General features: G+C 62.0%; 18 protein-coding genes and 2 pseudogenes. 1 reads left to right on the top strand and 19 read right to left on the bottom strand.

The window, feature by feature from the left end:
* Window positions 1-2 precede the first annotated feature (2 nt).
* Window positions 3-2,234 carry a 1,4-alpha-glucan branching protein GlgB gene (glgB, locus tag BLU52_RS12960; RefSeq protein ID WP_090283739.1) on the top strand — a complete coding sequence of 744 codons (2,232 nt, stop codon included), beginning with the start codon at window positions 3-5 and terminating at the stop codon, window positions 2,232-2,234.
* Window positions 2,235-2,357: 123 nt separating this feature from the next.
* Here glgB and BLU52_RS12955 read toward each other — a convergent pair whose 3' ends face one another.
* From BLU52_RS12955 to BLU52_RS27250, 19 genes and pseudogenes are all read right to left on the bottom strand, one after another.
* A complete protein-coding gene (locus BLU52_RS12955) occupies window positions 2,358-3,428 on the bottom strand; it encodes an autotransporter domain-containing protein (protein WP_090283737.1) in 1,071 nt (356 codons plus the stop codon).
* A 388-nt stretch (window positions 3,429-3,816) separates the two neighbouring features.
* The gene (locus BLU52_RS12950; RefSeq protein ID WP_090283735.1) at window positions 3,817-4,599 is read right to left on the bottom strand and encodes an endonuclease/exonuclease/phosphatase family protein; all 783 of its coding nucleotides are present in this window, start codon (window positions 4,597-4,599) and stop codon (window positions 3,817-3,819) included.
* A 188-nt stretch (window positions 4,600-4,787) separates the two neighbouring features.
* Window positions 4,788-5,546, bottom strand: coding sequence for a PIG-L deacetylase family protein (locus BLU52_RS12945; protein ID WP_090283732.1), 759 nt, complete (start codon window positions 5,544-5,546; stop codon window positions 4,788-4,790).
* A gap of 151 nt (window positions 5,547-5,697) precedes the next feature.
* Window positions 5,698-6,384: a glycosyltransferase gene (locus BLU52_RS12940; protein ID WP_090283730.1), complete on the bottom strand. Its 687-nt coding sequence runs from the start codon at window positions 6,382-6,384 to the stop codon at window positions 5,698-5,700.
* Entirely contained in the window at window positions 6,381-6,980 is a 600-nt protein-coding gene (locus BLU52_RS12935; RefSeq protein ID WP_090283728.1) for an SAM-dependent methyltransferase, read from the bottom strand. Before BLU52_RS12935 ends, BLU52_RS12940 begins: the two co-directional genes overlap by 4 nt.
* Window positions 6,977-7,735 carry a PIG-L deacetylase family protein gene (locus BLU52_RS12930; protein WP_090283726.1) on the bottom strand — a complete coding sequence of 253 codons (759 nt, stop codon included), beginning with the start codon at window positions 7,733-7,735 and terminating at the stop codon, window positions 6,977-6,979. The genes BLU52_RS12935 and BLU52_RS12930 overlap by 4 nt, the downstream gene beginning before the upstream one ends.
* On the bottom strand, window positions 7,732-8,730 hold the full coding sequence (locus BLU52_RS12925) for an acyl-CoA dehydrogenase family protein (protein ID WP_090283725.1): 999 nt from the start codon (window positions 8,728-8,730) through the stop codon (window positions 7,732-7,734). The genes BLU52_RS12930 and BLU52_RS12925 overlap by 4 nt, the downstream gene beginning before the upstream one ends.
* Window position 8,731: 1 nt before the next feature.
* On the bottom strand, window positions 8,732-10,891 hold the full coding sequence (gene glgX / locus BLU52_RS12920; protein ID WP_090283724.1) for a glycogen debranching protein GlgX: 2,160 nt from the start codon (window positions 10,889-10,891) through the stop codon (window positions 8,732-8,734).
* A gap of 220 nt (window positions 10,892-11,111) precedes the next feature.
* The gene (locus BLU52_RS12915; protein WP_090283722.1) at window positions 11,112-11,459 is read right to left on the bottom strand and encodes a DUF2934 domain-containing protein; all 348 of its coding nucleotides are present in this window, start codon (window positions 11,457-11,459) and stop codon (window positions 11,112-11,114) included.
* A gap of 27 nt (window positions 11,460-11,486) precedes the next feature.
* A complete protein-coding gene (locus BLU52_RS12910; RefSeq protein WP_090283720.1) occupies window positions 11,487-14,255 on the bottom strand; it encodes a malto-oligosyltrehalose synthase in 2,769 nt (922 codons plus the stop codon).
* Window positions 14,252-16,330, bottom strand: coding sequence for a 4-alpha-glucanotransferase (gene malQ / locus BLU52_RS12905; RefSeq protein ID WP_090283719.1), 2,079 nt, complete (start codon window positions 16,328-16,330; stop codon window positions 14,252-14,254). Before malQ ends, BLU52_RS12910 begins: the two co-directional genes overlap by 4 nt.
* Window positions 16,327-18,123 (bottom strand): malto-oligosyltrehalose trehalohydrolase, encoded by a 1,797-nt coding sequence (gene treZ, locus BLU52_RS12900; protein WP_090283717.1) that lies wholly within the window; start codon window positions 18,121-18,123, stop codon window positions 16,327-16,329. Before treZ ends, malQ begins: the two co-directional genes overlap by 4 nt.
* Window positions 18,124-18,140: 17 nt before the next feature.
* On the bottom strand, window positions 18,141-19,727 hold the full coding sequence (glgA, locus tag BLU52_RS12895) for a glycogen synthase GlgA (protein WP_090283715.1): 1,587 nt from the start codon (window positions 19,725-19,727) through the stop codon (window positions 18,141-18,143).
* Window positions 19,728-20,310: 583 nt separating this feature from the next.
* A complete protein-coding gene (locus BLU52_RS12890) occupies window positions 20,311-21,264 on the bottom strand; it encodes a D-2-hydroxyacid dehydrogenase family protein (RefSeq protein ID WP_090283713.1) in 954 nt (317 codons plus the stop codon).
* Between the two features lie 13 nt (window positions 21,265-21,277).
* Window positions 21,278-22,321 (bottom strand): alpha/beta fold hydrolase, encoded by a 1,044-nt coding sequence (locus BLU52_RS12885; protein WP_090283710.1) that lies wholly within the window; start codon window positions 22,319-22,321, stop codon window positions 21,278-21,280.
* 87 nt (window positions 22,322-22,408) lie between these two features.
* On the bottom strand, window positions 22,409-22,843 hold the full coding sequence (locus BLU52_RS12880) for a YqaA family protein (RefSeq protein ID WP_090288542.1): 435 nt from the start codon (window positions 22,841-22,843) through the stop codon (window positions 22,409-22,411).
* Window positions 22,843-23,289: a DUF411 domain-containing protein gene (locus tag BLU52_RS12875; RefSeq protein ID WP_090283708.1), complete on the bottom strand. Its 447-nt coding sequence runs from the start codon at window positions 23,287-23,289 to the stop codon at window positions 22,843-22,845. Before BLU52_RS12875 ends, BLU52_RS12880 begins: the two co-directional genes overlap by 1 nt.
* Before the next feature lie 239 nt (window positions 23,290-23,528).
* Window positions 23,529-24,056: pseudogene (locus BLU52_RS27255) on the bottom strand (methyl-accepting chemotaxis protein); the annotation flags it as partial.
* Window positions 24,057-24,437: 381 nt separating this feature from the next.
* Window positions 24,438-25,520: pseudogene (locus BLU52_RS27250) on the bottom strand (cache domain-containing protein); the annotation flags it as partial.
* Between the last annotated feature and the right edge of the window lie 281 nt (window positions 25,521-25,801).

The following is a 25,801-nucleotide window of genomic DNA, read 5'->3' as shown; positions in this document are numbered from 1 at the left end:
TCATGAGTTTCTCGAACAAGGAACAGGGTCAGGTCAAAGAGGCCTTGCTGCCCTCGGCAAAAGATATCGATGCCTTGGTGCGTGCTGAGCATCACGATCCTTTTTCCATTCTCGGTCCGCACGGCGATGGCGCTGGCGGGCAATTCATCCGCGCCTATCTGCCCGGCGCGCTGAGTGTGGCGGTGCTGGACAAGGACAGCGGCGAAGAACTCGGCCCGCTGGAAATGACCGAAACGCCCGGGCTGTTTGTCGGGCACTTTGGCCAGGCGCGTTCGTACCTGCTGCGCACCCGTTGGGCGGGCGGCGAGCAGGTCGCGGAAGATCCTTACAGCTTTGGTCAGTTGCTCGGTGAGATGGACTTGTACCTGTTCGCCGAAGGCAATCATCGTGACCTCAGTGCCTGCCTGGGCGCGCAGCTGAAAACCGTCGACGGCGTCGATGGTGTGCGCTTCGCCGTGTGGGCGCCGAATGCCCGGCGGGTTTCGGTGGTCGGTGATTTCAACGTCTGGGACGGCCGTCGTCATCCGATGCGTCTGCGTCATCCGTCCGGGGTGTGGGAACTGTTCATTCCGCGTCTGCAAGCGGGTGAGTTGTACAAATACGAAATTCTTGGCTCGCACGGCATTTTGCCGCTCAAGGCCGATCCGATGGCGCTGGCTACCAGCCTGCCGCCGGATACTGCCTCGAAAGTCGCCTCGCCGTTGCAGATCGACTGGCAGGATCAGGATTGGATGAGCCGCCGCCACGAGCGCCAGCAACGTGCCAAGCCGCTGTCGATCTACGAATTGCACGCCGGTTCGTGGCAATGCGAGCTGGACGATCTCGGCGAAGTAGCGCGCCAGTACACGTGGCCAGAACTCGCCGACCGACTGATTCCGTACGTGAAAGAACTCGGTTTCACCCACATCGAGCTGATGCCGATCATGGAGCACCCGTTTGGTGGTTCCTGGGGTTACCAATTGCTCTCGCAGTTCGCGCCGAGCGCCCGTTATGGCACGCCGGATCAGTTCGCCGCGTTCGTCAATGCCTGCCATCAGGCCGATATCGGTGTGATCCTCGACTGGGTGCCGGCGCATTTCCCGACCGATACCCACGGCCTGGCGCAATTCGACGGCACCGCGCTGTATGAATATGCCAACCCGCTGGAAGGCTTCCATCAGGACTGGGACACACTGATCTACAACCTTGGCCGCACTGAAGTGCACGGCTACATGCTCGCCTCGGCGTTGCATTGGTTGAAGCATTTCCATATCGACGGTTTGCGCGTCGACGCGGTGGCTTCGATGCTCTATCGCGACTATTCACGCAAGGCCGGCGAATGGGTGCCGAACCGCCACGGCGGACGCGAGAACCTTGAGGCGATCGACTTCCTGCGCCACTTGAACGATGTAGTCGAACTCGAAGCGCCGGGCGCGCTGGTGATTGCCGAAGAGTCCACTGCATGGCCCGGTGTCAGCCAGAGCACCCAGCAGGGCGGCCTCGGCTTTTCCTACAAATGGAACATGGGCTGGATGCACGATTCGCTGCATTACATCCAGCAGGATCCGGTGTACCGCGCGCACCATCACAACGAGCTGAGTTTCGGTCTGGTCTACGCCTGGTCCGAGCGTTTCATCCTGCCGATTTCTCACGACGAAGTGGTGCACGGCAAGCATTCGCTGATCGACAAGATGCCCGGCGACCGCTGGCAAAAATTTGCCAACCTGCGCGCCTATCTGAGCTTCATGTGGACCCACCCGGGCAAAAAGTTGCTGTTCATGGGCTGCGAGTTCGGCCAGTGGCGCGAGTGGAACCACGATCAGCAACTGGACTGGTACCTGCTGCAGTATTCCGAGCACAAGGGCGTGCAGAAGCTGGTCGGCGATCTCAATCGGTTGTATCGCGATGAACCGGCGCTACATGATCAGGACGACGCACCGCAGGGCTTCCAGTGGTTGATCGGCGACGATGCGATCAACAGCGTTTACGCCTGGTTGCGCTGGAGCAAGGAGGGCGAGCCGGTGCTGGTGGTGGCCAACTTCACGCCGGTGCCGCGCCAGTCCTATCGTGTCGGTGTGCCGTTTGCCGGCCGCTGGAAAGAACTGCTCAACAGCGACGCCGAGACCTATGCCGGTTCCAACTATGGCAACGGCGGCGGGGCGCAGACCGAAGAAGTGCCAAGCCATGGTCAGGCGCTGTCGCTGGAGCTGAACCTGCCGCCGCTGGCCGTGTTGATTCTCAAGCCGGAGGGTTGATCCGAGACCGTGGCGCAGCCATCGCGAGCAGGCTCACTCCTACATTTGGAATGCGTTCCCCTGTAGGAGTGAGCCTGCTCGCGATGGCGTCAGCGCAAACACAGTAGCAACCAAGCCAATCACTCACCAACGCATCCGCACACCCAGGCTGCCGATCAACCCATTCAAATCATTGTCATCGACGTCGCTGCTGTAATCGGCACTCACATACAGGCTCACCGTGGGACTCATGCGTGCCACCAGTCCGAGGCCTAAATCCACGGTCGATGACTTGCGGCTGCTGCTGATCTTGTCGACCTGATCAAGCGTCACTGTGCTGCCGGTGTAGACGGTATGCCAGAGGTTGGTGCGCACGTAGGGTTCCACCGGCAAACCGTTCAAATCGTAACTGCCCTTCAATCGCGCGCCGACGCGACCGCTCCACGCCGTCAGGTCACTGGACGAGGTGTTGCCGGAACCTGCATAAGGCGTGTCGAGGCTGATGCGTTGATTGATCAATTGCGCCTGCGGCTCCACCACCCAGTTTTCGCTCAGCCCGATGGGGAAGCCGCCTTCGACCGAGAAGGTCATCGCGCTGCCTTCACTGGCCTGGCGTGCGCCTTGCGGGCTGCGGCTGAAACCACTGACACGTCCGGCGCTGGCGGACAGATCGACGTGCCAGCCCTGAGCGCCGGTCAGGCTGTAATAGGCACCCAGGCTTTGGCCTTGCAGATTCAGTGTGTCAGTGCCGGGGTCGGCGAGGGCGCGGCTGGTCAGCGGGCCGTTGCGATTACCGCGGATCTGATAATCGCCACCGATGACACCGATGGTTTGCGTATAGCCGTTGTGGCTTTGCAGGGTCAGCAGCGCCGGCCCTTTGCTCTCGCCGCTGCCGGGCATTGCGTAGCTGGACGACAACACATCGGTTTGCGCTTGCCGCGCACTGCGCCCGTACAACTCATCCCAGGCTGACGGTGCGAGATCGTCGCTGATCAGCCGTGAGCCGATTGGGTCACGCCGTGGGCCGAGTTGCTGCGGGTCAGGGGTAATCACTGTGACGGGGAGGGTCATCACCGGCACATCCGCGCGATACCAGATGCGGGTGGCATCCACCGCTGGCTCGGCCTTGGCCTCCATGGACGAGCACAACAGGATCGAACTCGACACGGTGCAGAAAGTGAATCTGATCTCTTGTGGGGTGAGTGAAGTTTTCATGGCGGTCTACCTTGCAGGCGCATGCGGCATCTCGATGTGGCGCCTCTCCTATCCCGAACGAGGGGCGACCGAATGGAGCGGGGCGAGCCATGACCGCTCGCTTTTGCGAGTGGCCGGAGGTTCGTCCCGGTTGATTTTCCGGGGTAGTAAGGTAGAGATAAGAAGAGTGATGGCGCTGCGTCAAGAAATTGGACGATGGGCGGTAATGGCAAAACGGCTCCGCCAAATCTTTGTTTTTATGCGTATTACTAAGTGGTTGTTTGTGCGAGGAATCGCCTGCGCAACAGCCAGGCAGAGCTTTTCAGTCCCCCGACGGAAGGTAGTCGTCCATGCGCCAACAGTGGCGCCGCCGAACTCGGCGCCAATCAAGGCACTGTCAAAATTGCGTCTACAGATGCACTTCCACTGCCAGCGGCAAATGATCGGAAAGATGCGTCCACGGTTTGTTGCCAAGGATTTGCGGGTCATGGCTGCTGGCATTGCGCAGGTAGATCCGGTCCAGTCGCAGCAATGGGAATCGTGCCGGATAGGTCTTGGCCGGGCGGCCATGATGACGCTCGAATGCCTCGTGCAGATAGTCACGCCGGGCAAGGGCGACGTTGCCTTGCAACTGCCAGTCGTTGAAGTCGCCGGCGATGATCACCGGGGCATCGTCAGGCAGCGATTCCAGTAGCTGGCAAAGCAGCTTCAACTGCAATTGCCGGTGGCTTTCGAGCAGACTCAAATGCACGCAGATGGCATGCACTTCGGCGTGCCCCGGCACATCGAGTATGCAATGCAGCAAGCCACGCCGTTCGGGGCCGGTGATCGACACATCGAGGTTGCGGTATTCGCGGATCGGGTATTTCGACAGCAGGGCATTGCCGTGATGGCCGTCAGGGTACACAGCGTTGCGCCCGTAGGCAAAATCGCTCCACATGCTGTCGGCGAGAAATTCGTATTGCGAGGTTTGCGGCCATTCGTTGTAACGGCTCGAATGCCGTTCATGTTCACCGACCACTTCCTGCAAGAACACCAGGTCGGCCGCCGTACTGCGCACCGCTTCGCGCAGCTCGGGCAGGATGAAGCGGCGATTCAGTGCGGTGAAGCCCTTGTGGGTATTGACCGTCAACACGCGCAGGCGATGAATGACGGGTGCGTCGACACGCTGACGCTCGGGTTCGCTGGACACGTTCACTCCTCGAAATTACGCACGCTTGTTCATGCGACTGATGGGGAGGGGCGGCAGTTCCGTCTGATCTGAACACAACCCCTATGTAGGCCTTCGCCTGCTCGCGATAGCGGTGGGTCAGGCAATAGGTGCGTCAATTGATAGACCGCTATCGCGAGCAGGCTCACTCCTACAGGGGGCATTCATTGTCAGACGAAGACAATTTCATAGGGCAAGCGCATCCGCTCCAGGATCACCGGTGGCAACAGCGGCGCGATGCCAATGGCCGGTTCGCCGTTGAGCTGGCTGGCGTAGGCGTGGGTGGCGTGGCTTTTGCGCGCGACGGTCCAGGTGTCGAGGCGCACTTTGCGTGCGCGCTCCCAGGGGATCTGTTGCTGTTCGCGCTCCGGCCAGTGCCAAGCCCAGACCGGCACATCGTGGTAGCGGGCGCCGACCTGTTCTGCGGCTTTGGCGCTGGCACGGCCGACCGCTTCATGGTCATCGTTGCCATCGTTGCGCCAGGTACTGAACACCACATCGCCGGGGCGCAGGTAGCGACCGATGAACTCGCAGACCTGCGCCTCCTGTACCCGCAGGGCATTGTCGGTGAAACCGCCGCGCACCCATTTCAGGCTGTGCATCGGCAGGCCGAGGCGGCGCAGGGCTTCGACGCTTTCCTGGGGGCGAAACACGCTCAGGCGTTTTTCCGACCATTGCCGCGAGCCGGGGTGGCTGGCGCTGCCATCGGTAATCGAGAGCAATTGCAGCGGATGGCCGAGGCTGGCGAGCAGTTGCAGAAGACCGCCACACGTTACCACCTCATCACCGGGATGCGGGGCGATCAACACGGCGCGAGCGCCGGGCGGGACCAGCGCGAGGGTATTGATGACGGGAATGCTGTCGAGCTGCGCGGCCGAATTCCAGATTTGCGCCGGCAGATTGCTTTCATTGAGGATGAACGGTTTCATCAGTGCGACGTCCTTGTGTGGCATGCCCGGCGTCATCGGTCACAAACGCTGGCCGTGAACGCTGATGGCAAAATGGGTTGCAACTGTGCGGTGCTCCGACCCTTGGGTTACCGCGATGCAGAGTATTGCTCAAGACACGGGATTCGTCGCGTCACAGATCAATCTGATCCGTATTTTTTTCGCCAGACTGTGTCAGATTGCGCAAATAGTCGCCGAATCCGCCGCGGGCGCGGCTGTCGAGGCGGGCGCTGGTGTGCACCCGTGGGCGATGGCTCCAGGCGATGTGCGCACCCGAGCGTTCCAGGGCGCGCACCAGTTGCACATCCTCGTCGCAAGCCAAGGGTTTGAAGCCGCCGGCAGAGATATAAGCCGCCGCGCTGACACCCAGGTTGGCGCCGTGGATATGCCGGTGGCCCTCGCGCGCCTGATAGTGGCGTTGATAGCGGATTTGCGCCGCCTCATCGACTGAATCGGGCCAATGCTCGATGGTCACCGTGCCGCACACCGCGTCCGCCTGCAGGCCCAGCTGGGCGACCAGCCAATCGTCGGCGACGCGGCTGTCGGCGTCGGTGCAGGCGATCCAGCGTGCGCCGCGCTCCAGCAGCCACCAGGCGCCGACGGCGCGCGCTTCGCCAACGTTGCTGGCGTCTATCGGCAAGCACAGCACCGGGTATTGACTGACGATTTGCGCCGAACGATCGGTGCAGCTGTCGAGCACCACCAACACCTGCACTTCCTCGCCGGCCAGTTGCGCATGTTTGCTTGCGCGGAGCGCGGCGCGCAGGCACTCATCGAGCAGCGTCTCTTCGTTGTGTGCCGGAATGACGATACCAATCAACGCAAACCCTCCAGCGCCGCCACCGAACGTGGCTCGCGACTCCAGACCTCAAGAATGAAATCCGCTTCCTGATGCAACACCAGACGCGGCAATGCCAGTTGTTCATGGATCTGGTCGTGGACCTGCCGTGCATTCAACGGGCAGCCCTCGATCGGCGGGCGCCAGTGGCAGGCCAGTAATTGGCCGTCGGCGGTCAGGGAATTGCCGATGTGGCGGATCACTTCTGTCAGATCCTCGCGGTCGAGGTAGTAGCCGATTTCGCTAAATACAATCAGGTCGAATTTTTCCTCCGGCCAGTGCCCGGGGAGGCGGTTCTGCCGCACTTCGACGTGGTCGAACAGGCTCAAGCGGGTCTGCGCCAGTTTCACCGCGGCGGCGGCAGTGTCGCAGCACACCAGACGGCTGCAACGGCTGGCCAGCTCGGCGCTCAGTTCGCCGTTGGCGCAACCCGGTTCGAAGATCGCCCGATAATGCGGACGCGGCAGGGCGGCGAGGGTGATCGCGCGTTTGCGCTGTTCGTACCAGCGTTGGCGGAATGCCCAAGGGTCGTCGTTACCGGAAAACAGACCGTCGAAATAGCGATCCTCGACACTCAAAGGAACACCACTTCGAAAGGCTGCAACAAACGTTCAAGGACATACGGCGCCAACACCGGCGCCAGTCCTGCATCGCGGTCGCCTTCCAGTTGGCTGGCGAACGCATGGGCGGCGTGGCGTTTGCGTGCGACGTGCGTCGGCGACAACAGAATCTTGCGCGCGCGTTGCCACGGCACCGCCGCGTCTTCCGGCGTCGCCCAGTGCCAGGTCCACACCGGTAGCTCGTGACACACCACGCCGGCACGGCGCGCCGCTTCGAGGCTGGCGCGGCCGACCGCTTCATGATCGCTGTGACCGTCCTCACGCCACGTGGTAAACAGCACGTCGTGAGGATGCAAATAGCTTTGAATGAATTCGCTCAGTGCCTGCTCCTGCGCCGCTACTTGGGTATCGGTGAAACCGCCGCGAAGCCATTTCAGACTGTGCATCGGCAAGCCGAGACGGCGCAAGGCTTCGGCGGACTCCTGCGGGCGCACTACGCTCAGACGTTCAACCGGCCAGAGCGTCGAGCCGGGGTGGCTGGCGCTGCCGTCGGTGACCGAGATCAGTTGCATTGGCCGTCCGGCGGCGGCGAGCAGTTGCATCAACCCGCCGCAACCGAGCACTTCGTCATCCGGGTGCGGCGCGACGATCACGGCCCGCGCGCCCACCGGCACCAGATCAAGCACATCGATCACCGGCAGCTCCGCCAGGCGCTGCGAATTTTGCCACTGATGCAGCGAGGTGCCCTGGCCGACAATCGGGTTGGCTTTCATAGCGCCCAGACCTCGCCGGGCTGCTGCGCGACCCTTTGCCCGAGCGCAGCAAGATCGCGCTCGGCATGACTCTGACGCAGGAACACCGGCAGGTCGGCCACCAGATGGGCAAAACGGCGATCCTGACAAAACGGCCCGGCACCGAGCGCTCGGCCGGTGTCACGCAAAACCTGTTCAGCGGACTGTTCGACCACCGCCCGCGCACGCCGCGCCAGCAGTTCCGCGTCGGCTTCGGGCTGGGCGTCGATCTGCAAAGCGCTGAAGCGCAGCACATCGGCGGCAGCCTGCAAGGCGCTGTCGACCGCACCGAGGTGCGCCAGCGCGTGCGGCTCATCGCGTTCGGCACAGTGTTGGCGCAAGCGTTCGCCGATCTGCCGCGCAGCACCGTACCAGCACGCGGCAATACCGATCCCGCCTTGCCAGAAGCCCGGCCGTTGCAGGTAGTCGCCGGGATCACCGATGGCCTGGGCTTCGGCATTCTCGAACACCACCTCGACGCTGCCGGTGGCACTCATGCCCACGGCTTGCCAGCCGTGCTCGGTGATGGTTACGCCAGGTTGATCGAGGGCCACCGCGACCAGTTGCTGCTGATCGTCAGCGTCCCACGCCGTGAGCAGGGCATGGCTGAGCACCGCCGCGCCGGAACACCAGGCCTTGCGTCCATTGAGATTGACCATGTGCCCGGCCGGGCTCACCTTGACGCGTGCCTGCGGCGGCTCTGCCGCCCACATGCCCCAGGTGCTGCCGGGTGTCGGGGTGCCACCCAATTGTTCGATGATTGCCAGCGCGTCGGTGTGCCCCTCGTACAGTTTGCACAGCCCCAGATCATGCCCGCCGACCGCGGCCAAACGCTGAAAACGCTCCAGCGTGTGACCGCTGCCGGGTAGCGGCAGGCGATCCAGGCCGGCCTCGACCATTGCCCGCAGGCATTGGCCGAGGGCGGCGGTGGCGACGTAATCCGGCGCACGTCGGGCCAGATAGCTTTGCAGGTCCATATCACTCTTCTTCGTCGCGTTGCAGTTCGAACAACAGCAACGAGCGCCCGGTCACCGAGTATTCGTGGCCGAATTCGAAGCGTTCCTGGCCGCGAATCGCCGGCTGATTGGTATCGACCATGCACGTCCAGAAGCCGCCGTCCGGCACTTCTGGCAGCACAAAATTGACGATGTCGTGGTGCGCGTTGACTACCAGCAACAGCGTCGCATCGCCACCCTTGCGTCGGATACCTGTCTCTTGCGCGCGACCATCAAGCAACATGCCCAGGCAGCGGTTGTGCGCGTCATGCCAGTGCTCGGTGGTCATCTCGGTAGCGTCCGGCGCCAGCCAGGTGACGTCCTTGACGCCGATGTCCTCGTTGTACTCGCCGACCAGGAACCGCCCACGGCGCAGGATCGGGTAAGCGAGCCGCAGCTTGATCAGGCGCTTGACGAACTTCAGCAGGGCCTTGCCGTCCTCGCTCAGATCCCAGTTGACCCAGCCGATCTCGCTGTCCTGGCAATAGGCATTGTTGTTGCCGTCCTGGGTGCGGGCGAACTCATCGCCGGCGACGATCATCGGCGTGCCTTGGGCCAACAGCAACGTGGCGAAGAAGTTGCGCATCTGCCTGTGACGCAGGGCGTTGATTTCCGCATCGTCGGTCGGGCCTTCGACGCCGTGGTTCCACGACAGGTTGTTGTTGCTGCCGTCCTGATTGTTTTCGTCGTTGGCTTCGTTGTGCTTGTCGTTGTACGAGACCAGATCGTTGAGGGTGAAACCGTCGTGCGCGGTGACGAAGTTCACCGAAGCGTAAGGCCGGCGCCCGCGTTGATTGAACATCTCGCCCGAAGCGGTCATGCGGCTGGCGAAGTCGGCGAGCTGGCCGTCGTCACCTTTCCAGAACGCGCGAACGGTGTCGCGGAACTTGTCGTTCCACTCGACCCAGCCCGGCGGGAAGTTGCCCACCTGATAACCACCGGGACCGCAATCCCACGGCTCTGCAATCATTTTCACCTGGCGCAGCACCGGGTCCTGACGGCAGGCGACGAGGAAGCTGTGACGCTCGTCGAAACCATCGTGATAACGCCCGAGAATGGTCGCCAGATCGAAGCGGAAACCGTCGACGTGCATCTCGCTGGCCCAGTAGCGCAGCGAGTCGGTGACCATTTGCAGCACGCAGGGATGGCTCAGGTCGAGGGTGTTGCCGGTCCCGGAATCGTTGATGTAATAGCGCTTGTCGTCAGGCATCAAGCGGTAGTACGAGGCGTTGTCGATCCCGCGCATCGACAGGGTCGGGCCTTGCTCGTTGCCTTCGGCGGTGTGGTTGTAGACCACATCGAGGATCACTTCGAGATTGGCATCGTGCAGGTGCGCGACCATTTCCTTGAACTCGGCAATCTTGCCGCTGGCGAGGTAGCGCGGATCCGGGGCGAAGAAGGCAATGCTGTTGTAGCCCCAGTAGTTGGTCATGCCTTTCTGCAGCAGGTGCTGATCGTTGACGAAGGCATGGATCGGCAGCAGCTCGACCGTCGACACACCGAGCTTGCGGACGTGTTCGAGTACATCGTCGACCATCAGGCCGGCAAAGGTCCCGCGTACGTTTTCCGGCACGGAAGGGTGACGCATGCTGATGCCGCGCACGTGGGTTTCATAAATGATCGTCTTGTCCCATGGCACGCTGACGCGGTGGTCGTTACCCCAGGTGTGCGCCGGGTCGATGACCTTGCACTTGGGCACGAACGGCGCGCTGTCGCGCTCATCGAAACTGAGGTCGGCGTCCGGATGGCCGATGGTGTAGCCGAACAGCGCTTCCGACCATTTCAGTTCGCCGACCAGTTGTTTGGCATACGGATCGATGAGTAATTTGTTGTGGTTGAAACGGTGGCCGTTGGCCGGATCGTACGGGCCATAAACGCGGTAGCCGTAGATCAGGCCAGGATGCGCATCCGGCAAGTAGCCGTGGTAGATCTCGTCGGTGTACTCGGGCAGTTCGATGCGCTCGAGTTCGACTTCACCGGCATCGTCGAAAATGCACAGCTCGACCTTGGTGGCATTGGCGGAAAACAGAGCAAAGTTTACCCCCAGACCATCCCAGGTCGCACCGAGCGGGAAGGGCAGGCCTTCACGGATTCTGGACGGATCGGCGTGCGCGGCGGGCTCGGCTTTTTTTGGACGGGTCATGATTGCTCCTGCAAAAAACGAATTCTGGGCTGATGCAAAACCCTGTATGAGTGAGCCTGCTCGCGATAGCGGTGTGTCAGATGACCAATGTGTCAATGGGTACACCGCTATCGCGAGCAGGCTCACTCCTACAAGGGGGTAGGGGTTTCTTCAGGGCGAGTGGGCCCTCTATGGCGAGCAAGCCCGCCACACATTCGTTCAGTTCAATAATCGGGTGGCGTCAGATCGCCGGAGGCTTTCTCGGCGCGCGCGGTTTTTTCTCGGCGGCTTTTTCGCCCGGCGGCACCACTTTCGGGGTGCTGGCCGGCTTGGCCTTCGCTGCCGGTTTGGCTTTAGCCGCCGGCGTGGTCTTGCCGTTTACCGCTTTACCCTCAGTCGCCTTGCTGGTCGCGGTCTTGCCGGCGGTTTTGCTACCCGTGGCCTTTGGTGGCTTCTTCGGGGCCAGCGCTTCAGCCTCGGCCAGCTTGCGCGCCATCTCCCAGTGGCGCTCCTCATGGCCTTCGGGTTTACCTTCCGATTCCCATATCTGATAGGCGAATTCGCGAATGCGTTTATCGTCGGTGCTCATCGCAATACTCCTGAACTGAACTCTTGCTTACGTTAAGTGTTGGATAAAGAGATTGACCGGGACATCCCCCAGCGCGTCGCTGACATTCAGCTCCCTGTGTTTTGTGACTGCTGCGCTGGCAAAAAGTCCCTTCAGGTTTGTGTCAGAGGCGGCGAATGGTAAAACCACTCGCGTATCGCCCCAGCGCAGCGCATCCACTTGAGGCAGGGCACTGTTTTCCAGCAGGTTCGCGCAACGCACCGGCACGATCACGACGGCCTGTTTGCCCTCATGTTCGCGAGCGAACGCGAGGACGTTATGCGCCTGGCTGCCAAGGACTTCCAGGGCCTGATAGCTGCCCCGACGGAACAACTCGGCATGCTCGGCGCGCAGGTTCAGCACCTCGGCGATCAGAGCCTGCTTGATGCGCCCGTCACGCCAGTTCGCCAGCAACTCGGTGGCCGACGTTCGCGCCTGCAAGGCCTGCGCGCGCGCGGGGTAATCCACGGGCCGGCGATTGTCCGGATCGACCAGGCTGAAGTCCCAGAACTCGTTGCCCTGATACAGATCCGGCACCCCCGGCACGGTCATGCGCAGCAAGGTTTGCGCCAGACCATTGAGGGCACCGGCAGCGGCGATGCTGTTGACGGTTTTGCTCAACGCTGCGCGTAACAGTTCGCCTTCAGCGCTGGTCAGGAGTTTTTCGGTGAACGCCTTCGCTGCGTTTTCGTACGCTTCGTTCGGCGCGCTCCAACTGCTTTGCAGCTTGGCTTCACGCAAGGCTTTTTGTTGCCACTGCCAGATGCGCTTGGCGTAGTCGGCGAAACCGGCCTGATCGTCATCGCGCAGGTCCAGCGGCCAACTGCCGAGCAAGGCTTGATAGAGGATCAGTTCGTCGCCATTCGACGGCATCTGTTCGTCACTGCGCACCGGGCGCGCGAGGGCGCGCCACAATTCCACCTGCTCGGCGTACCAATGGCTGCGTTCACTGAGCACGGCGAGACGCGCCCGGGTGTCTTCGCCACGTTTATGATCGTGGGTCGCAGTGGCCAGCAAGTTATCCGGGAATTCGCTCATTCGCCGTTGGTTGACAGCGTGGAAGTCACTCAGCGGCGCGCTGAATTGCTCGGTGTCATAACCGACATCGTTGCGTGACAGCAACACGGCCGAGCGATACAGCGCAGTGTCCTCGACGGCTTTGGCGGCGGCGGGCGAGGTCAGTTGCTGGAAACGTACGCAGGCGTGCTTGAGAATCTTGCGCGAGCGCCCGCGCGGCTTGCGTCGCCACGGCGTGCCACCGAGCCAGCCAGCGACACACTCGAGCACCGGCCAGTCAGCTTCGCTGAGGGTTTGCCGGGCCCCGTCCATGGCTTTCTGGAAGAACAACTCGTCCTGCTCAGAGCGGCCCATGGCGCTGACATAGGTGCGATACACCGGAAAATGCACGATCAGCGCCTGCAACACCCGGCGGATCGCGCCGAGCGTCAGGTCGCGGGTCATCAGGTCGTCGCGAGCCACTTGCAGCAACGCCTGGGCGACGCTTTCGCAATCGCTGGCCAGCGAGCCGTTGAGAATCTGCTGACGCGCCAGTTGCGCTTCTTCGATAAACGCGGCGGGGCGTTCGGTGCGGCGCTGCCACAGCTCACCGAGGACATGTTCACCGTCCGGATCGTGCTGCAACAGCGACAGCTGATTCATGAATTCGTAACCGGTGGTGCCGTCCACCGCCCAGTCGCGGCGCAGGGTTTCGCCGGCGCCGAGAATTTTCTCGACGTAGATCGGCAAGTGCCGCCCCGGCGCAAGACTGTCGAGACGCCGACGCAGTTTGCGGCAGTAACCCCGTGGGTCGGCGAGGCCATCGATGTGGTCGATGCGCAGGCCGTCGACCAGGCCTTCTTCGATCAACTGGAAGATCTTGCCGTGGGTGGCTTCGAACACCGCCGGGCGTTCGACGCGCAAACCACCGAGTTCGTTGATGTCGAAAAAGCGCCGCCAGTTGATGTCATCCGCTGCGGTGCGCCAACTGGCGAGGCGATAGCTCTGCCGTTCGAGCAACTGATGCAGCTTGCCGAAGCCCTCAGCTGTCGTCGAATCGTAGTGCTGCAGATTGCGCTGGATTGAGTCAAGGATCTGTGGATCGCCGGCCAGTTGCTGCAGTTCCTGCTTCAACGGAATGGACAGCGAATGCGCATCGGTCTGATAGCTCAGCGCACTGAAACGATCGGCCAGGGATTTCAGCGCTTCGTCGCCCTTGAGCAATTCGCCGTAATCGTTCGGGCAGATCGGGAAGTGGTGGTCGTAATGCTCGACATGGAAACCGCCGGTCTGCGCGTTGAATTGCAGCTTCAGTGTGCCTTCCTGCAACGCCACACCGTAATCACTGCCAAGGAACGGCAGCAACAACTGGCCTTCCATCAGCGGGTCAGGGGAATGCCACTGAATGTCGAAGAATTCGCCGTAGGGGCTCAGTCGGCCCCATTCGAGCAGGTCGAGCCACCACGGGTTGTCGCTGCCGCCCACCGCCATGTGGTTGGAGACGATGTCGAGGATCAGCCCCATGTTGTGCTCGCGCAGGGTGCTGACCAGACGCCGCAGCGCCGCTTCGCCGCCCAGTTCCGGGTTGACCTGGGTCGGGTCGACCACGTCGTAACCGTGCATCGAGCCGGCGCGCGCCGCGAGCAGTGGCGAGGCGTAGACATGGCTGATACCGAGGCTTGCGAAGTACGGCACCAGTGGCACCGCTTGTTCGAGGGTAAAGCCTTTATGAAATTGCAGCCGCAGGGTTGCGCGCAGCGGCTGGATAAGCGTTTGGTTCATTGGTCACGCTCGGCAGCCTGGAGTCGGGCACAGGCGAGCAATTCCAGGCGTCGCGCGGCATCGTCGGTGTCGAGCAGCGTTTCGCTGGTGCCCGGCAAGCGCCGCGACCAGTTCGGGTGGGTGTCCGTGGTGCCCGGCAGATTCGCCTGCTCGTTGATGCCGAGGGCATCTTCCAGCGGCAAAAGCACCAGGGGCGCACGGGTGTGGCCGAGGAACCGCACGCTGGCATCGACCACTTGATCGGCTTCGTGGGATTCCTCGCGAAAATTCTGTGGATCCTGGCTCAACGCATTGCGCAGGCCTTCGCGCTCGCGCCGACGGTGATGGCGCCAGTCGATTTCGCCGTTGGCGTCGACCAGCCCAAGGCGTGCGTTCCAGTCGATATCCCGACCGTGCCACCAACCGTTGAGCGTCGGCAGGTCGTGAGTGCTGGTGGTCGCCAGCGCGTTGTCGGGCCAGTCGAGAATCGGCTTGAAATGCGTGTTGTCCTGTTCGAACAGCAGCACGCGCATGCCCAGCATCGAGCGCGCGGCGAGCTTTTCGCGCAGGCCTTCGGGCACCGTGCCCAGATCCTCGCCAAGCACGATGGCTTGGTGACGGTGGGACTCCAGCGTCAGTAACCGCAGCATGTCGTCAAACGGGTAATAGAGGTAGGCGCCATCGGCGGGATCGGCGCCGTTGGGGATCACCCACAGGCGTTGCAGGCCCATGACGTGGTCGATGCGCAAGCCACCGGCGTGGGCGAAATTGGCCCGCAGCATGTCGATGAAGGCGCGAAAGCCGTTGCGCACCAGACCTTCGGGCGAGAATGCGGAGATGCCCCAGCCCTGACCGGAACGATTAAGAATGTCCGGCGGTGCGCCAACCGTCAGCGAGGCCAGCAACTCATCCTGAAAACTCCAGGCCTGGCTGCCGGCGCCATCGGCGCCCACCGCCAGATCGGCGATCAGGCCGATGCTCATGCCGGCGCTGCGCGCAGCGGTCTGTGCGCGTTCCAGGCAGCGGTGGATCAGCCATTGGCAAAAGGCGAAGTAGCCAATGCGCTCGGCGTATTCCTCGGCGAAAGCTTCCAGCGCCGCGCCGCGCGGGTCGCGCCAGTGCTCCGGCCATTCGCGCCAGTCGAGGCTTTCGCCACGGGCGGCGCGCATTTCCTGGATCGCTTCGAACCGGCAATGATTCTCCAGCGCTTCGCCGCCGCTGTGGCGGAAACTGGCGAAGTCCGGGTGGAGAGGGTGATCACCGGCGACAAAACCGTCGTACAAGGCTTGCAGCAATTTCTGCTTGGCCTCGGCCGCGGCCGGCCAGTCGATCAGGGTCAAGTCTTCAAGCTGCGCGAACTGGTTGCCCAGACCAGTAGCGTCGATCGCATCGCGCAACGCCCGCTCACCGAGGATCGCACCGGGCGCGGCATACAGTGAATTGAGGAACAGCCGGCTCGAGGGCGAATACGGGCTGTAGCGGCTGGTGTCGGCGCTGAACATCGCGTGCATCGGGCTGATCGCCACGGCGTCGGCGCCGCGTTCACCGGCCACGCGCACCAGTTCTTCAAGGGCGAGGGTGTCGCCGAAGCCGCCATCGCCGGGACGGCGCAAGGCATACAATTGCGCGCTCAGGCCCCAGGCGCGAGGGATCGGATTGTCGACGGCGTCGGCGACGCTGAAGCAGCGTTCCGGCGCCACCGCCAGGGTGAAATATTGATCGCCGATATGCACTTGCTGATAACCGACCGGGATCAGGCCAGGCAGCATCGCTTGCGAATCGAGCTTGAGATCCAGCCGTGAGCCGTCTTCGAGGTGGATTTCACAAGGCGTTTCCGGGGCGAAATAGCGCGTCAGGTCCACCGGTGTGCCGACATCGCAGGTCAACAGCGGCGGCAGGTGGTGGTCCTGCTGCGCCGCTTGCAATTCCAGCAGGCTGGCATCGATTTCCTGCGCCGTGCTGGCGGGGTGGCCGAGGCCGATCAAGACATTGCGTAGTACCGCAGGAGCGACTTTTTGTTGACGCCCGTTGGCGTCGATCCAGTCGACGGCGAGGCCGGCTCGGCTGGCGAGTATTTCCAGTTGCGCATCGCTCATAGGCGCTCTCCATCCAGAGGTAGCAAAGGGGTTGCGGCCGTGAGGCTGACAAGCGCGCAATACGCGGGCAGTTCGCCCGAATCCGGGGTGACACCGGCAGGCTGCTGAAACAGCCAGACGGCATCGGTGTGTGGAGGGTTGACCACTGGCGTGTCGCTGAGGTTCAGGTCAATTCGCAGCTCGCTGCCATCGCCCAGCCGCCAGCGCGCGCTCACGGCGGCGTGACCGAGTTTCTGCGCGCCCAGCGTTTGCGTACCGGGCAGGTGGGGAGTGATGTGCTGATGGCGCAGGTGCAACAGCTCGCGGTACAGCTCGAGGGTTCGCTGTTGGCGTTCATTGCCGTTTTCTTGCCGTGGTTTGGAGGCGTGGAAGGTTGCTTCGGCATTCGGATCGGGGATCGTCTCGCGTTTGTGTGGATCGGCAAAGGCGCTGAACGCGGCGAACTCATTGCGCCGGCCCTCGCGTACCAGTTCGGCCAGTTCACCGTGATGACTGGTGAAAAACAGAAACGGTTGCTCGGCGGCGAACTCGTCGCCCATGAACATCAGTGGAACCATCGGTGACAGCAGCAACAGCACGGTCGCTGCCTGTAATGCGCGTGGGTCGGCGAGTTGATGCAGACGCTCGCCAAACGCACGGTTGCCGATCTGGTCATGGTTCTGCAGAAACAATACGAATGCCGTGGACGGCAAATGCTCGCTCGGCTCGCCGCGCCGTTCGCCATGACGGTTGACGTGGCCCTGGAAAACAAAACCCTGACTCAGGCAGCGCACCAGTTGCTCAGTCGGTTGCTCGGCGTAGTCAGCGTAATAGGCGTCGGTTTCGCCAGTCAGCAGCACGTGCAAGGCGTTGTGGCCATCGTCGTTCCACTGCGCGTCGTAATCGTGCTCCAGCAGGCTGGCCTGATTCAGCTCGTTTTCGACGGTCAGCCAGACGTGACGGGCCGGATCGATCTGTTGTCGCACCCGTTGGGCCATTTCGCGCAGGAAGTCAGAGTCGCCAATGGCGTGCACGGCATCCAGGCGCAGGCCGTCGAAGCGATATTCGAGCACCCACATCAGTGCGTTTTCGATGAAGAATTCGCGCACTTCGCTGCGGCGGAAATCGATCGCCGCGCCCCACGGTGTGTGCTGGTCCTCACGGAAGAAGCTTTTCGCGTAGCGGTGCAGATAATTGCCGTCGGGGCCGAAGTGGTTGTAGACCACGTCGAGAATCACCGCCAGACCATGGCCGTGGGCGGTGTCGATCAGATGTTTGAGTTGTTCCGGCGTGCCGTAAGAGGCTTGCGGGGCGTAGGGCAGGACGCCGTCGTAACCCCAGTTGCGATCACCGGGAAATTGCGCCAGCGGCATCAATTCAATGGCGGTGATACCCAATGCGGTGAGCCGGGCCAGATGCTGCTCGACTTCGGCAAAGCCACCGAGCGCACCGACGTGCAGCTCGTAGATCACCGCTTCGTTCCACGGCCGACCCTTCCAGGCGCTATGTCGCCAGGTGTAAGCGTGCGGGTCGACTACCACGCTGTGGCGGTCGAGGTCGCCATCCTGCGCCCTGGACGCCGGGTCCGGCACCTCCAGTTCGCCATCGATACAGTAGCGGTAGCGACTGCCCGCTGGACAGCGGGCCTTGATCACAAACCATCCATCACCCTGCGGCAGCATGGGCAGCGATTGACCATCGGCCAGTTCAACACTGACGTAAAACGCATCGGGAGCCCACAAAGCAAACTGCGTGTGTTCGGCGTCCAGCACGATCGCGCCGTGGGGCCAGGTTTCTTGGGTCCTTGACGGCATCTTTGAAACCTCCCTGATTATTTGTGGCTGGCTTTACCCAATGCCTTGGCCACCAGTTTTTCGTAGAGTTCGGCGTACGGTTCGACCGCTTTGCTCCAGTTGAATGGCGCCGCCATGGCCCGGCAACGCATGGCATTGAGCAGCTCGGGGAAGGCAAAGACCTTGAACGCGCGGCTCAGGGCTTCCTTGTAGCTGTCGACGGTGGATTCATCGAAGAGGAAGCCGGTCACGCCGTTCTCAATGGTGTCGGCCAGACCGCCGGTATTGCGCGCCACCGGCAACGAACCGAAGCGCTGCGCGTACATCTGGCTCAGGCCGCAAGGCTCGTAACGCGAAGGCATCAACAGGAAATCGCTGCCAGCGAACATGCGCCGCGCGTCAGTCTCGTTGAAGCCGATGCGTACGCCGATCTGCCCGGGGAAGCGCAACGCCAGCTCACGCATGGCCTGTTCTTCTTCCGGCTCGCCACGGCCGATGATTGCGATCTGGCCACCGTTCTGCACGATGAATGCGGAGACCGCTTCAGTCAGGTCCAGACCTTTCTGATAGACCAGACGCGAGACCACTGCGAACAGCGGGCCGGTCGAGTCGTTGAGGCCGAACAGCTCGCGCACATGGGCGGCGTTGACCGCTTTGCCTTCCCAGTCGCCGATGGCGAATGGCGCGAACAGGTGCGGGTCGGTGGCCGAATCCCAGCTTTCATCAATGCCGTTAGGGATGCCACTGAGCAAGCCTTGCTGGGTCTTGGCGGCGAGGAAACCGTCGAGGCCGCAGCCAAAATCCGGGGTGGTGATTTCCTGCGCGTACGTGGCGCTGACCGTGGTGATGTGGCTGGAATAAGCCATGCCGGCCTTGAGGAACGACATCTTGCCGTAGAATTCCATGCCTTCCTGCTGCAGGGCGTGGGCGGGAATCCCCAGCTCCGGGCAGGAACCGAGGCTGGTCACGCCCTGGTACGCGAGGTTATGAATGGTGAACAGCGTCGGCGTACGCTGGCCGCGCCAGTGCATGTAGGCCGGGGCGAGGCCTGCTGGCCAATCGTGGGCGTGGACGAGGTCCGGGCACCAGTGAATCTGCGCGAGGTTGGCGGCGATATCGGCAGCGGCCAGCCCCAGGCGGGCGAAACGAATATGGTTGTCTGGCCAGTCGCGGCCGTTGTTGGCGCCGTAAGGGCCACCTTCACGCTCGTACAGTTCGGGGCAGATCAACACGTAGATCACCAGACCGTCGGGCATGTCCATGCGCCCGATCTTGCACGGTGGCAGCGCGGCATGGCCACCGAGTTCGCCGATGATATGAATCGGGTTTTCGCTGTGCATCACTTGCGGATAACCGGGAATCAGCACGCGCACATCGTGCAAATGTGCCATGGCGCGCGGCAGGGCGGCGGAAACGTCGCCCAGGCCACCGGTCTTCACCAGATCGGCGATTTCCGAGGTGACGAACAGGACTTTTTTCTTGTTGGGGTTCTTGCTCGCGACCGGAGTCAGCGTCCTGGTGCCGGGAACGTTGATCGATCGGCTGCCGGGAACGCTGACGGTGCTCGAGTCGCCAATCACCTGGTGAGCACGCTCTCCCTGAATATCCAATGCCGCACTGATCATATGTATCTCCCGTAGTGTTGATCTGTTCTTGTCTCGTACAAACGAAATTCAGAGCCACGTCCTGTGACCGGGCGCAAACGCGCCACGCATCGGTGAGCAAACGCTACCCAACACGCGCAAGCAGAATGGGTGGTGAAGCCATTGCAAGGATTGCACCAGTCGTTTTGGCTCTGTCTTCTTGATGACCCGACGCTGGATGCAAAAGTTTCGACTTTTTTTCGACGATGTGACCGGGCGGTTTCACCCTGCGAAAATGAGTCTAGGCCAGATCCTAGAGCGGGCCAGAGCAAATGGGTAAATTGTTCGACAATCGGTTTGTGCGTAAGAAAATATTGCTGGATCGGAGCAAACGCACCGACGAAGGGCAGGTTTTTCGGCGACGGAGGGCCAAAACGGTGACTGGGCGGTCACGATTTTGTGCTAGCGGGGAGGGCGGTTGCACTGTTGTGGTGCGGGAGTTGATGGTGGCTGCAAGGGCGCTATCGCGAGCAGGCTCACTCCTACAGGGGTGCGCATTCCAAAATGTAGGAGTGAGCCTGCTCGCGATAGCGATTTCCGCTACACCGCTTGATTTGGGAGGCGTTCAGTTCAACAGGCGAATCGGCTCCCCCGCAGCCCAGGCCTGAATATCCTCGATCATCTGCGCAAAGAACTGCGCATAGTTCTGTCGACTGACATACCCCACATGCGGCGTCGCCAGCACGTTATCGAGTGTGCGAAACGGGTGCAGCGCCGGCAGCGGTTCCTCGTCGAAGACATCCAGCGCTGCCCCGGCAATGTGCTGTTTCTGCAAAGCCTTGATCAGCGCCGCTTCGTCGACGATCGGCCCGCGAGCGGTGTTGACCAGCAACGCAGTCGGTTTCATCCAGCCCAGCGCCTGCGCGTCGACAAGCCCGCGGCTGCGCTCGCTGAGCACCAGGTGCACCGACAGCACATCGGCCTGCTGGAACAGCTGCTGCTTGCTGACGTAAGTCACTCCGGCCTGTGCGGAGCGCTCGGCAGTGAGGTTTTCGCTCCAGGCAATCACCCGCATGCCAAACACCTGACCGAACTGCGCCACGCGCTGGCCGATGCTGCCCAGACCGAGAATGCCCAGCGTCTTGCCATGCAGATCGCCGCCCAGGCCTTGCTGCCACTGGCCGCTGCGCAAGGCGTTGGCTTCGTTGAGCAGATTGCGCGTGGCGGCCATGATCAGCGCCCAGGTCAACTCGGGCGCGGCGTGCTTGTAACTGTCGGTGCCGCAGACCTTGATCCCGAGTTTCGCCGCCGCCTGCATATCGAGCGCTGCGTTGCGCATGCCGCCGGTGACCAGCAGCTTGAGCGCCGGCAAGCGCTTGAGCAGGTCTTCGTCGAACCGCGTGCGCTCACGCATCACGCAGATCACCTGATAGCGGCCCAGACGTTCGGCGAGAGTGGCGTTGTCCGCCGGGTAGTCATGCACGAAGGTCAATTCACCGATGCTCTCGAGCACTGACCAGTCGACCACGTCGCGGGCCACGTCCTGCCAGTCATCGATCACTGCGATCTGCACCGCCATCAGCCTTACCTCATCAACGAACAGGATTGGATGTGTTCAGCCAGCCGAGCAGGGCCTTGTGGAACTGCGCGGGTTCTTCCATTTGCGGTGCATGGCCCATGCCGGGGAATTCGACCAGTGTCGATTGCGGGATCAGTTTGGCGACTTGCTTGCCGAGCACGTCGTAGTGGCCGATCTTCGCTTTGACTTCCGGCGGTGCGATGTCCTTGCCGATCGCGGTGGTGTCGGAGGTGCCGATCAGCAACAGCGTCGGCATCTTCAGGTCCTTGAATTCGTAATACACCGGCTGGGTGAAGATCATGTCGTAGATCAGCGCGGAGTTCCACGCGACCTGGGTCTTGCCCGGGCCTTTGCTTAGCCCGGCGAGCATGTCGACCCAACGGTCGAATTCCGGCTTCCAGCGGCCGTCGTAATAGGTGGTGCGCTCATACTCGCGAATGCCCTGGGCGCTGACTTTCAGTTCGCGCTGATACCACTGATCAATGGTGCGATAGGGCACGCCGAGGGCTTTCCAGTCTTCCAGGCCGATCGGGTTGACCATCGCCAGCTGTTCGACCTGCTCGGGGTACTGCAAGGCATAACGGGTAGCGAGCATGCCCCCGGTAGAGTGGCCAAGCAGCGTGGCTTTCTGGATACCCAACGCTTTGAGCAACTGCTGCGTGTTGGTCGCCAGTTGCTGGAAGGTGTACTGGTAGTGATCGGGTTTGCTGGAGGTACAGAAGCCGATCTGATCTGGCGCAATCACCCGGTAACCGGCCTCGCTCAACGCCTTGATCGAACTGTCCCAGGTCGCCGCGCAGAAATTCTTGCCGTGCATCAGTACCACGGTGCGCCCGTTGGCCTTGCCGTTGGCGGCGACGTCCATGTAACCCATCTGCAGCGATTTGCCCTGGGATTCAAAGGCGAAGTGTTTCAGCGTGTAGGGGTAATCGAAGCCTTGCAGCTCGGGGCCGTAGGCCGGGCCTTCGGCGGCGGCTGGCGTGGCAGCCTGAGCGGACAAGGGCAGGGCAGCGCAAAGAAGCAGGCCGGGGAGCCAGCGGGAAAACGAGACAGGCATAAGGTCAAACTCCGTTTGAAATGGGCCGATGCTCGAACGACCAGATTATGGCGACGTTAAAAACAGGCAATGATCGTGGCCGATGGTTCAACCGAGCCAGCCCAGCGTCAGCATGGCCAGCGCACCGTAACGCGCGCCTTTGGCCAGGGTCACGATCAGCAGGAAGCGCCCGAGCGGTTCGCGCATGACCCCGGCGATCAGCGTCAATGGATCACCGATAATCGGCAGCCAGCTGAACAGCAGCGACCAGTGACCGAAACGCTGGTAGTGCTGTTGAGCTGTGGCCATATGTTGTCGACTGACCGGAAACCAGCGCCGGTCCTGAAAGCGTTCAAGCCCTCGCCCCAGCCACCAGTTGACCAGCGAACCCAGGACATTGCCCAGCGTCGCCACGCCCAGCAGTCCCCACAGCCAGTAATGCTCGCTGACGATCAAACCGACCAGCAGCGCTTCCGATTGCAGTGGCAGCAGCGTAGCGGCGCCGAACGCGGCAAGGAACAGCCCGGCATAAGCGGCCCCGATCAATGCGCCGGGTAATCCGCCACGACGACATCAGCGCCATCCTTTGTCAGGCCGATCACTTGCCAGGCATCGCTCATGCCGTCCATTTCCATGCCCGGCGAACCCATCGGCATGCCCGGCGCAGCCACACCGAGCAGGTCGTCGCGCTTGCTCAGGGCCAGCACCTGTTCAGCCGGGACATGACCTTCGACGAACATGCCGTTGATGATTGCGGTGTGGCACGAAGCCAGACGGGGCGGCACGCCGTGCTGTTGCTTGAAGCTGCTCATGTCGCTTTCGACGTGATCGTCGACCTTGAAACCGTTGGCTTCGAGGTGGCTGATCCATTTTTTGCAGCAACCGCAGTTGGCGTCGCGGTGGACTTCGATCGGGATCAGGTCGGCGGCCTGGGCGAGAGAGGAAATGAACAGGGCGCTCAGGGCGAGCAGACGCAGGTGAGTTCGCATGACGGTTCTCGGCTCGGGTAGCGATCGGAAAGAACGCATTTTGCCCGGTTTTCGCTGTTCAGCATCAACGCAGTGTTTCCGGTTGTTGCAAAACACACAGGCAAAACCCTGTAGGAGTGAGCCTGCTCGCGATGGCGGTGTGTCAGGCAATGTGTGTTTGCTGACATTGCGCTATCGCGAGCAGGCTCACTCCTACAGGTGATCGTGTTTCAGTGAAGTAAGCGCCCAGGTCTGGAAGATCAACGGACCTTGAACCGCCCCATGATCGCGCTGACCCGGCTGTTGGCTTCCAGCAACTGGCGGGTGTTGAGTTCGCTGGTCTGGCCGCTCTGCACCAGTTCGTCGACCATGTGACGAATCTGCACCATGCTGCGGTTGATCTCTTCGGTGACGGCGCTTTGCTGTTCGGCAGCCGTGGCGATCTGGGTGCTGAGGCTGTTGATATGGCTGACCGAGCCGGCCATTTCGTCCAGCCCCGAGTTGACCCGTGCGGTGGCGTCAGCGGCGGACTGGCAACTGGCCTGGGTGTTTTCCATGGCGCTGACCGACGAGCTCACGCCCTGCGTCAGGCGCGTCAGCATCTCGTTGATTTCCGAGGTGCTGGCCTGGGTGCGGGCGGCGAGGGCGCGCACTTCATCGGCCACCACGGCGAAACCGCGGCCCTGTTCGCCGGCGCGTGCGGCTTCGATGGCGGCGTTGAGTGCGAGCAGGTTGGTCTGCCCGGCAATCGCGCCGATCACGCCGAGAATCTCGGTGATGCGTTGAGCGTCCTGCTGCATGTTCTCGACCTTGTGCGTGGCACTCGCCACTTCATCGATCAGCGCAACAACGCTGTTGGTGGCTTCGCCGACCACCACGCGTGAGCGATCGGCGTTCTCGTTGGCGCGCTGGGTGAAGGCCGCGGTTTCGGCAGCGTTCTGCGCCACGCTTTCGGCGGTCGAACTCATTTCGGTGATGGCGGTGACGGTCTGATCGGTTTCCGAGGCGTGGCGCAGCAGGATCTGGCCGGTGTGCGCCGAGGTGCGTTGCAGGTCGTCGAGGCTGGAGGCCATGGCGCCGGTGGCCTGGGTCACTTCGCTGATCATGTTTTGCAGGTAGGCGATAAACGTGTTGACCGAATGACCGATGGCACCCAGTTCGTCTTCGGCGCGGATGGTGATGCGGCGGGTCAGGTCGGCATCACCGCTGGACAGCAGGTCGATGTTGGCTTTCAAGGCTTTCATGCGCTGCACCAACTGGCGAATCGCGTAGACCTGCAACAACACCAGCAGAATCACCAGCGGAATCTGCAGCATGCTCAAGGTGCTGAGCACGTCGTCACGCTGGGCGGTAAGCATCTTCGTCGGCAGGGCGGTGGCGAGGAACCACGGCGTGCCTTCGATCGGGCGCATGAAGAACGTGCTGTCTTCACCGTTGTTATCGAATTCGCTGCGCTGCGCCTGGTCGCGGTTCTGCAAGCCGGTTTTCACCTGAGCGGCGAAGGTCGAGGTCGCGGCCAGTTCGCTGATGTTCTTCAGCACGATCGGACCATTGATGCGCGAACTGTTACTGATGATCTTGCCGTCAGCCTCGACAATGAGCATTTCGGCGTTGAGGTCTTTTTCCTTGCGCGCCACCAGATCGTTGAAAAAGCCCAGGGTCACGTCAATGGTCGACACGCCCCAGGCGCTGCCGTTTTTCTGAATCGCCATGGCGCAGTTGGTGCGTGGCTCGGCGCTGGCATCATCTTTATAGGCCGCCGCCCAGGCGCACTGGCCGCGGGGTGTGGCCATGCCGCCCTTGTGCCAGCTCTGGTCGTAATAGTTGGGGGCGGCGTCGCTGTTCCAGAACGTGTTGACGGCGAGCTTGCCCGAGGCGTCGCGGTGCCAGAACGTACTGAATTTGTTGCGCCCGGCTTCGCGCTGGCCCGGCAGCGGCCAGATCCCGCCACCAAACACCTTCAACTCGCCGTACTGATCGACGAGTCCCGGCAGCACGGTATCGATGGCAGCGCTGTCGAGCAATGGAATGGTCTGGGTGATGCTGCGCTGTTGCGCCTGCACCTTGTTCAGTTCGCCCTGTATCTGCTCGGCGACTTCGGCGATGCGGTTGAGCACCACCTGTTCTTCGGTTTCGCGCAGTTTCGGGGCGACCAGTTGGCTGATGCCGACCACCGTCAACACTGACAGCAGCAGGATGAACAGAACCAGAAACAGCGTATAGCGAGCCTGAATGGTGCGGAATGCGGGCATGGAGACCGGTCCTTGAGCAGCGTTTCTTGTTTGGGGGGGCGGGGATGCAAAGGTGCGGCTATCGAAAGCGTATCGTCGTTCTCGGGCGAAGCTTTAGGTACACGCGTGCTAATAATCGCGACGCCGATGACTGGTTGGTATCAAGTTGGATACAGGGAGTCGGATCAGCCATTGGGTCGGTGCGAAAATCCCCTCGACATGACAATGTGATGACCGCTCTGGCGCAAGGCTTGTGCGGGTTTCGGCTTTTGTATCGTGAATGTACGAGAATTGTAAAAAAG

The organism is Pseudomonas granadensis (assembly GCF_900105485.1).
Lineage (GTDB): Bacteria > Pseudomonadota > Gammaproteobacteria > Pseudomonadales > Pseudomonadaceae > Aquipseudomonas > Aquipseudomonas granadensis.
The sequence above is the reverse complement of the archived record's forward strand: the minus strand, read 5'-3'. Positions and strand labels throughout refer to the sequence as shown.

Excerpts from the sequence above, each read along its gene's own strand:
- glgB (WP_090283739.1), top strand. The coding sequence starts at position 3 with ATGAGTTTCTCGAACAAGGAACAGGGTCAGGTCAAAGAGGCCTTGCTG.
- BLU52_RS12955 (WP_090283737.1), bottom strand. The coding sequence starts at position 3,428 with ATGAAAACTTCACTCACCCCACAAGAGATCAGATTCACTTTCTGCACC.
- BLU52_RS12945 (WP_090283732.1), bottom strand. The coding sequence starts at position 5,546 with ATGAAACCGTTCATCCTCAATGAAAGCAATCTGCCGGCGCAAATCTGG.
- BLU52_RS12930 (WP_090283726.1), bottom strand. The coding sequence starts at position 7,735 with ATGAAAGCCAACCCGATTGTCGGCCAGGGCACCTCGCTGCATCAGTGG.
- BLU52_RS12925 (WP_090283725.1), bottom strand. The coding sequence starts at position 8,730 with ATGGACCTGCAAAGCTATCTGGCCCGACGTGCGCCGGATTACGTCGCC.
- glgX (WP_090283724.1), bottom strand. The coding sequence starts at position 10,891 with ATGACCCGTCCAAAAAAAGCCGAGCCCGCCGCGCACGCCGATCCGTCC.
- BLU52_RS12915 (WP_090283722.1), bottom strand. The coding sequence starts at position 11,459 with ATGAGCACCGACGATAAACGCATTCGCGAATTCGCCTATCAGATATGG.
- BLU52_RS12910 (WP_090283720.1), bottom strand. The coding sequence starts at position 14,255 with ATGAACCAAACGCTTATCCAGCCGCTGCGCGCAACCCTGCGGCTGCAA.
- malQ (WP_090283719.1), bottom strand. The coding sequence starts at position 16,330 with ATGAGCGATGCGCAACTGGAAATACTCGCCAGCCGAGCCGGCCTCGCC.
- treZ (WP_090283717.1), bottom strand. The coding sequence starts at position 18,123 with ATGCCGTCAAGGACCCAAGAAACCTGGCCCCACGGCGCGATCGTGCTG.
- glgA (WP_090283715.1), bottom strand. The coding sequence starts at position 19,727 with ATGATCAGTGCGGCATTGGATATTCAGGGAGAGCGTGCTCACCAGGTG.
- BLU52_RS12890 (WP_090283713.1), bottom strand. The coding sequence starts at position 21,264 with ATGGCGGTGCAGATCGCAGTGATCGATGACTGGCAGGACGTGGCCCGC.
- BLU52_RS12885 (WP_090283710.1), bottom strand. The coding sequence starts at position 22,321 with ATGCCTGTCTCGTTTTCCCGCTGGCTCCCCGGCCTGCTTCTTTGCGCT.
- BLU52_RS12875 (WP_090283708.1), bottom strand. The coding sequence starts at position 23,289 with ATGCGAACTCACCTGCGTCTGCTCGCCCTGAGCGCCCTGTTCATTTCC.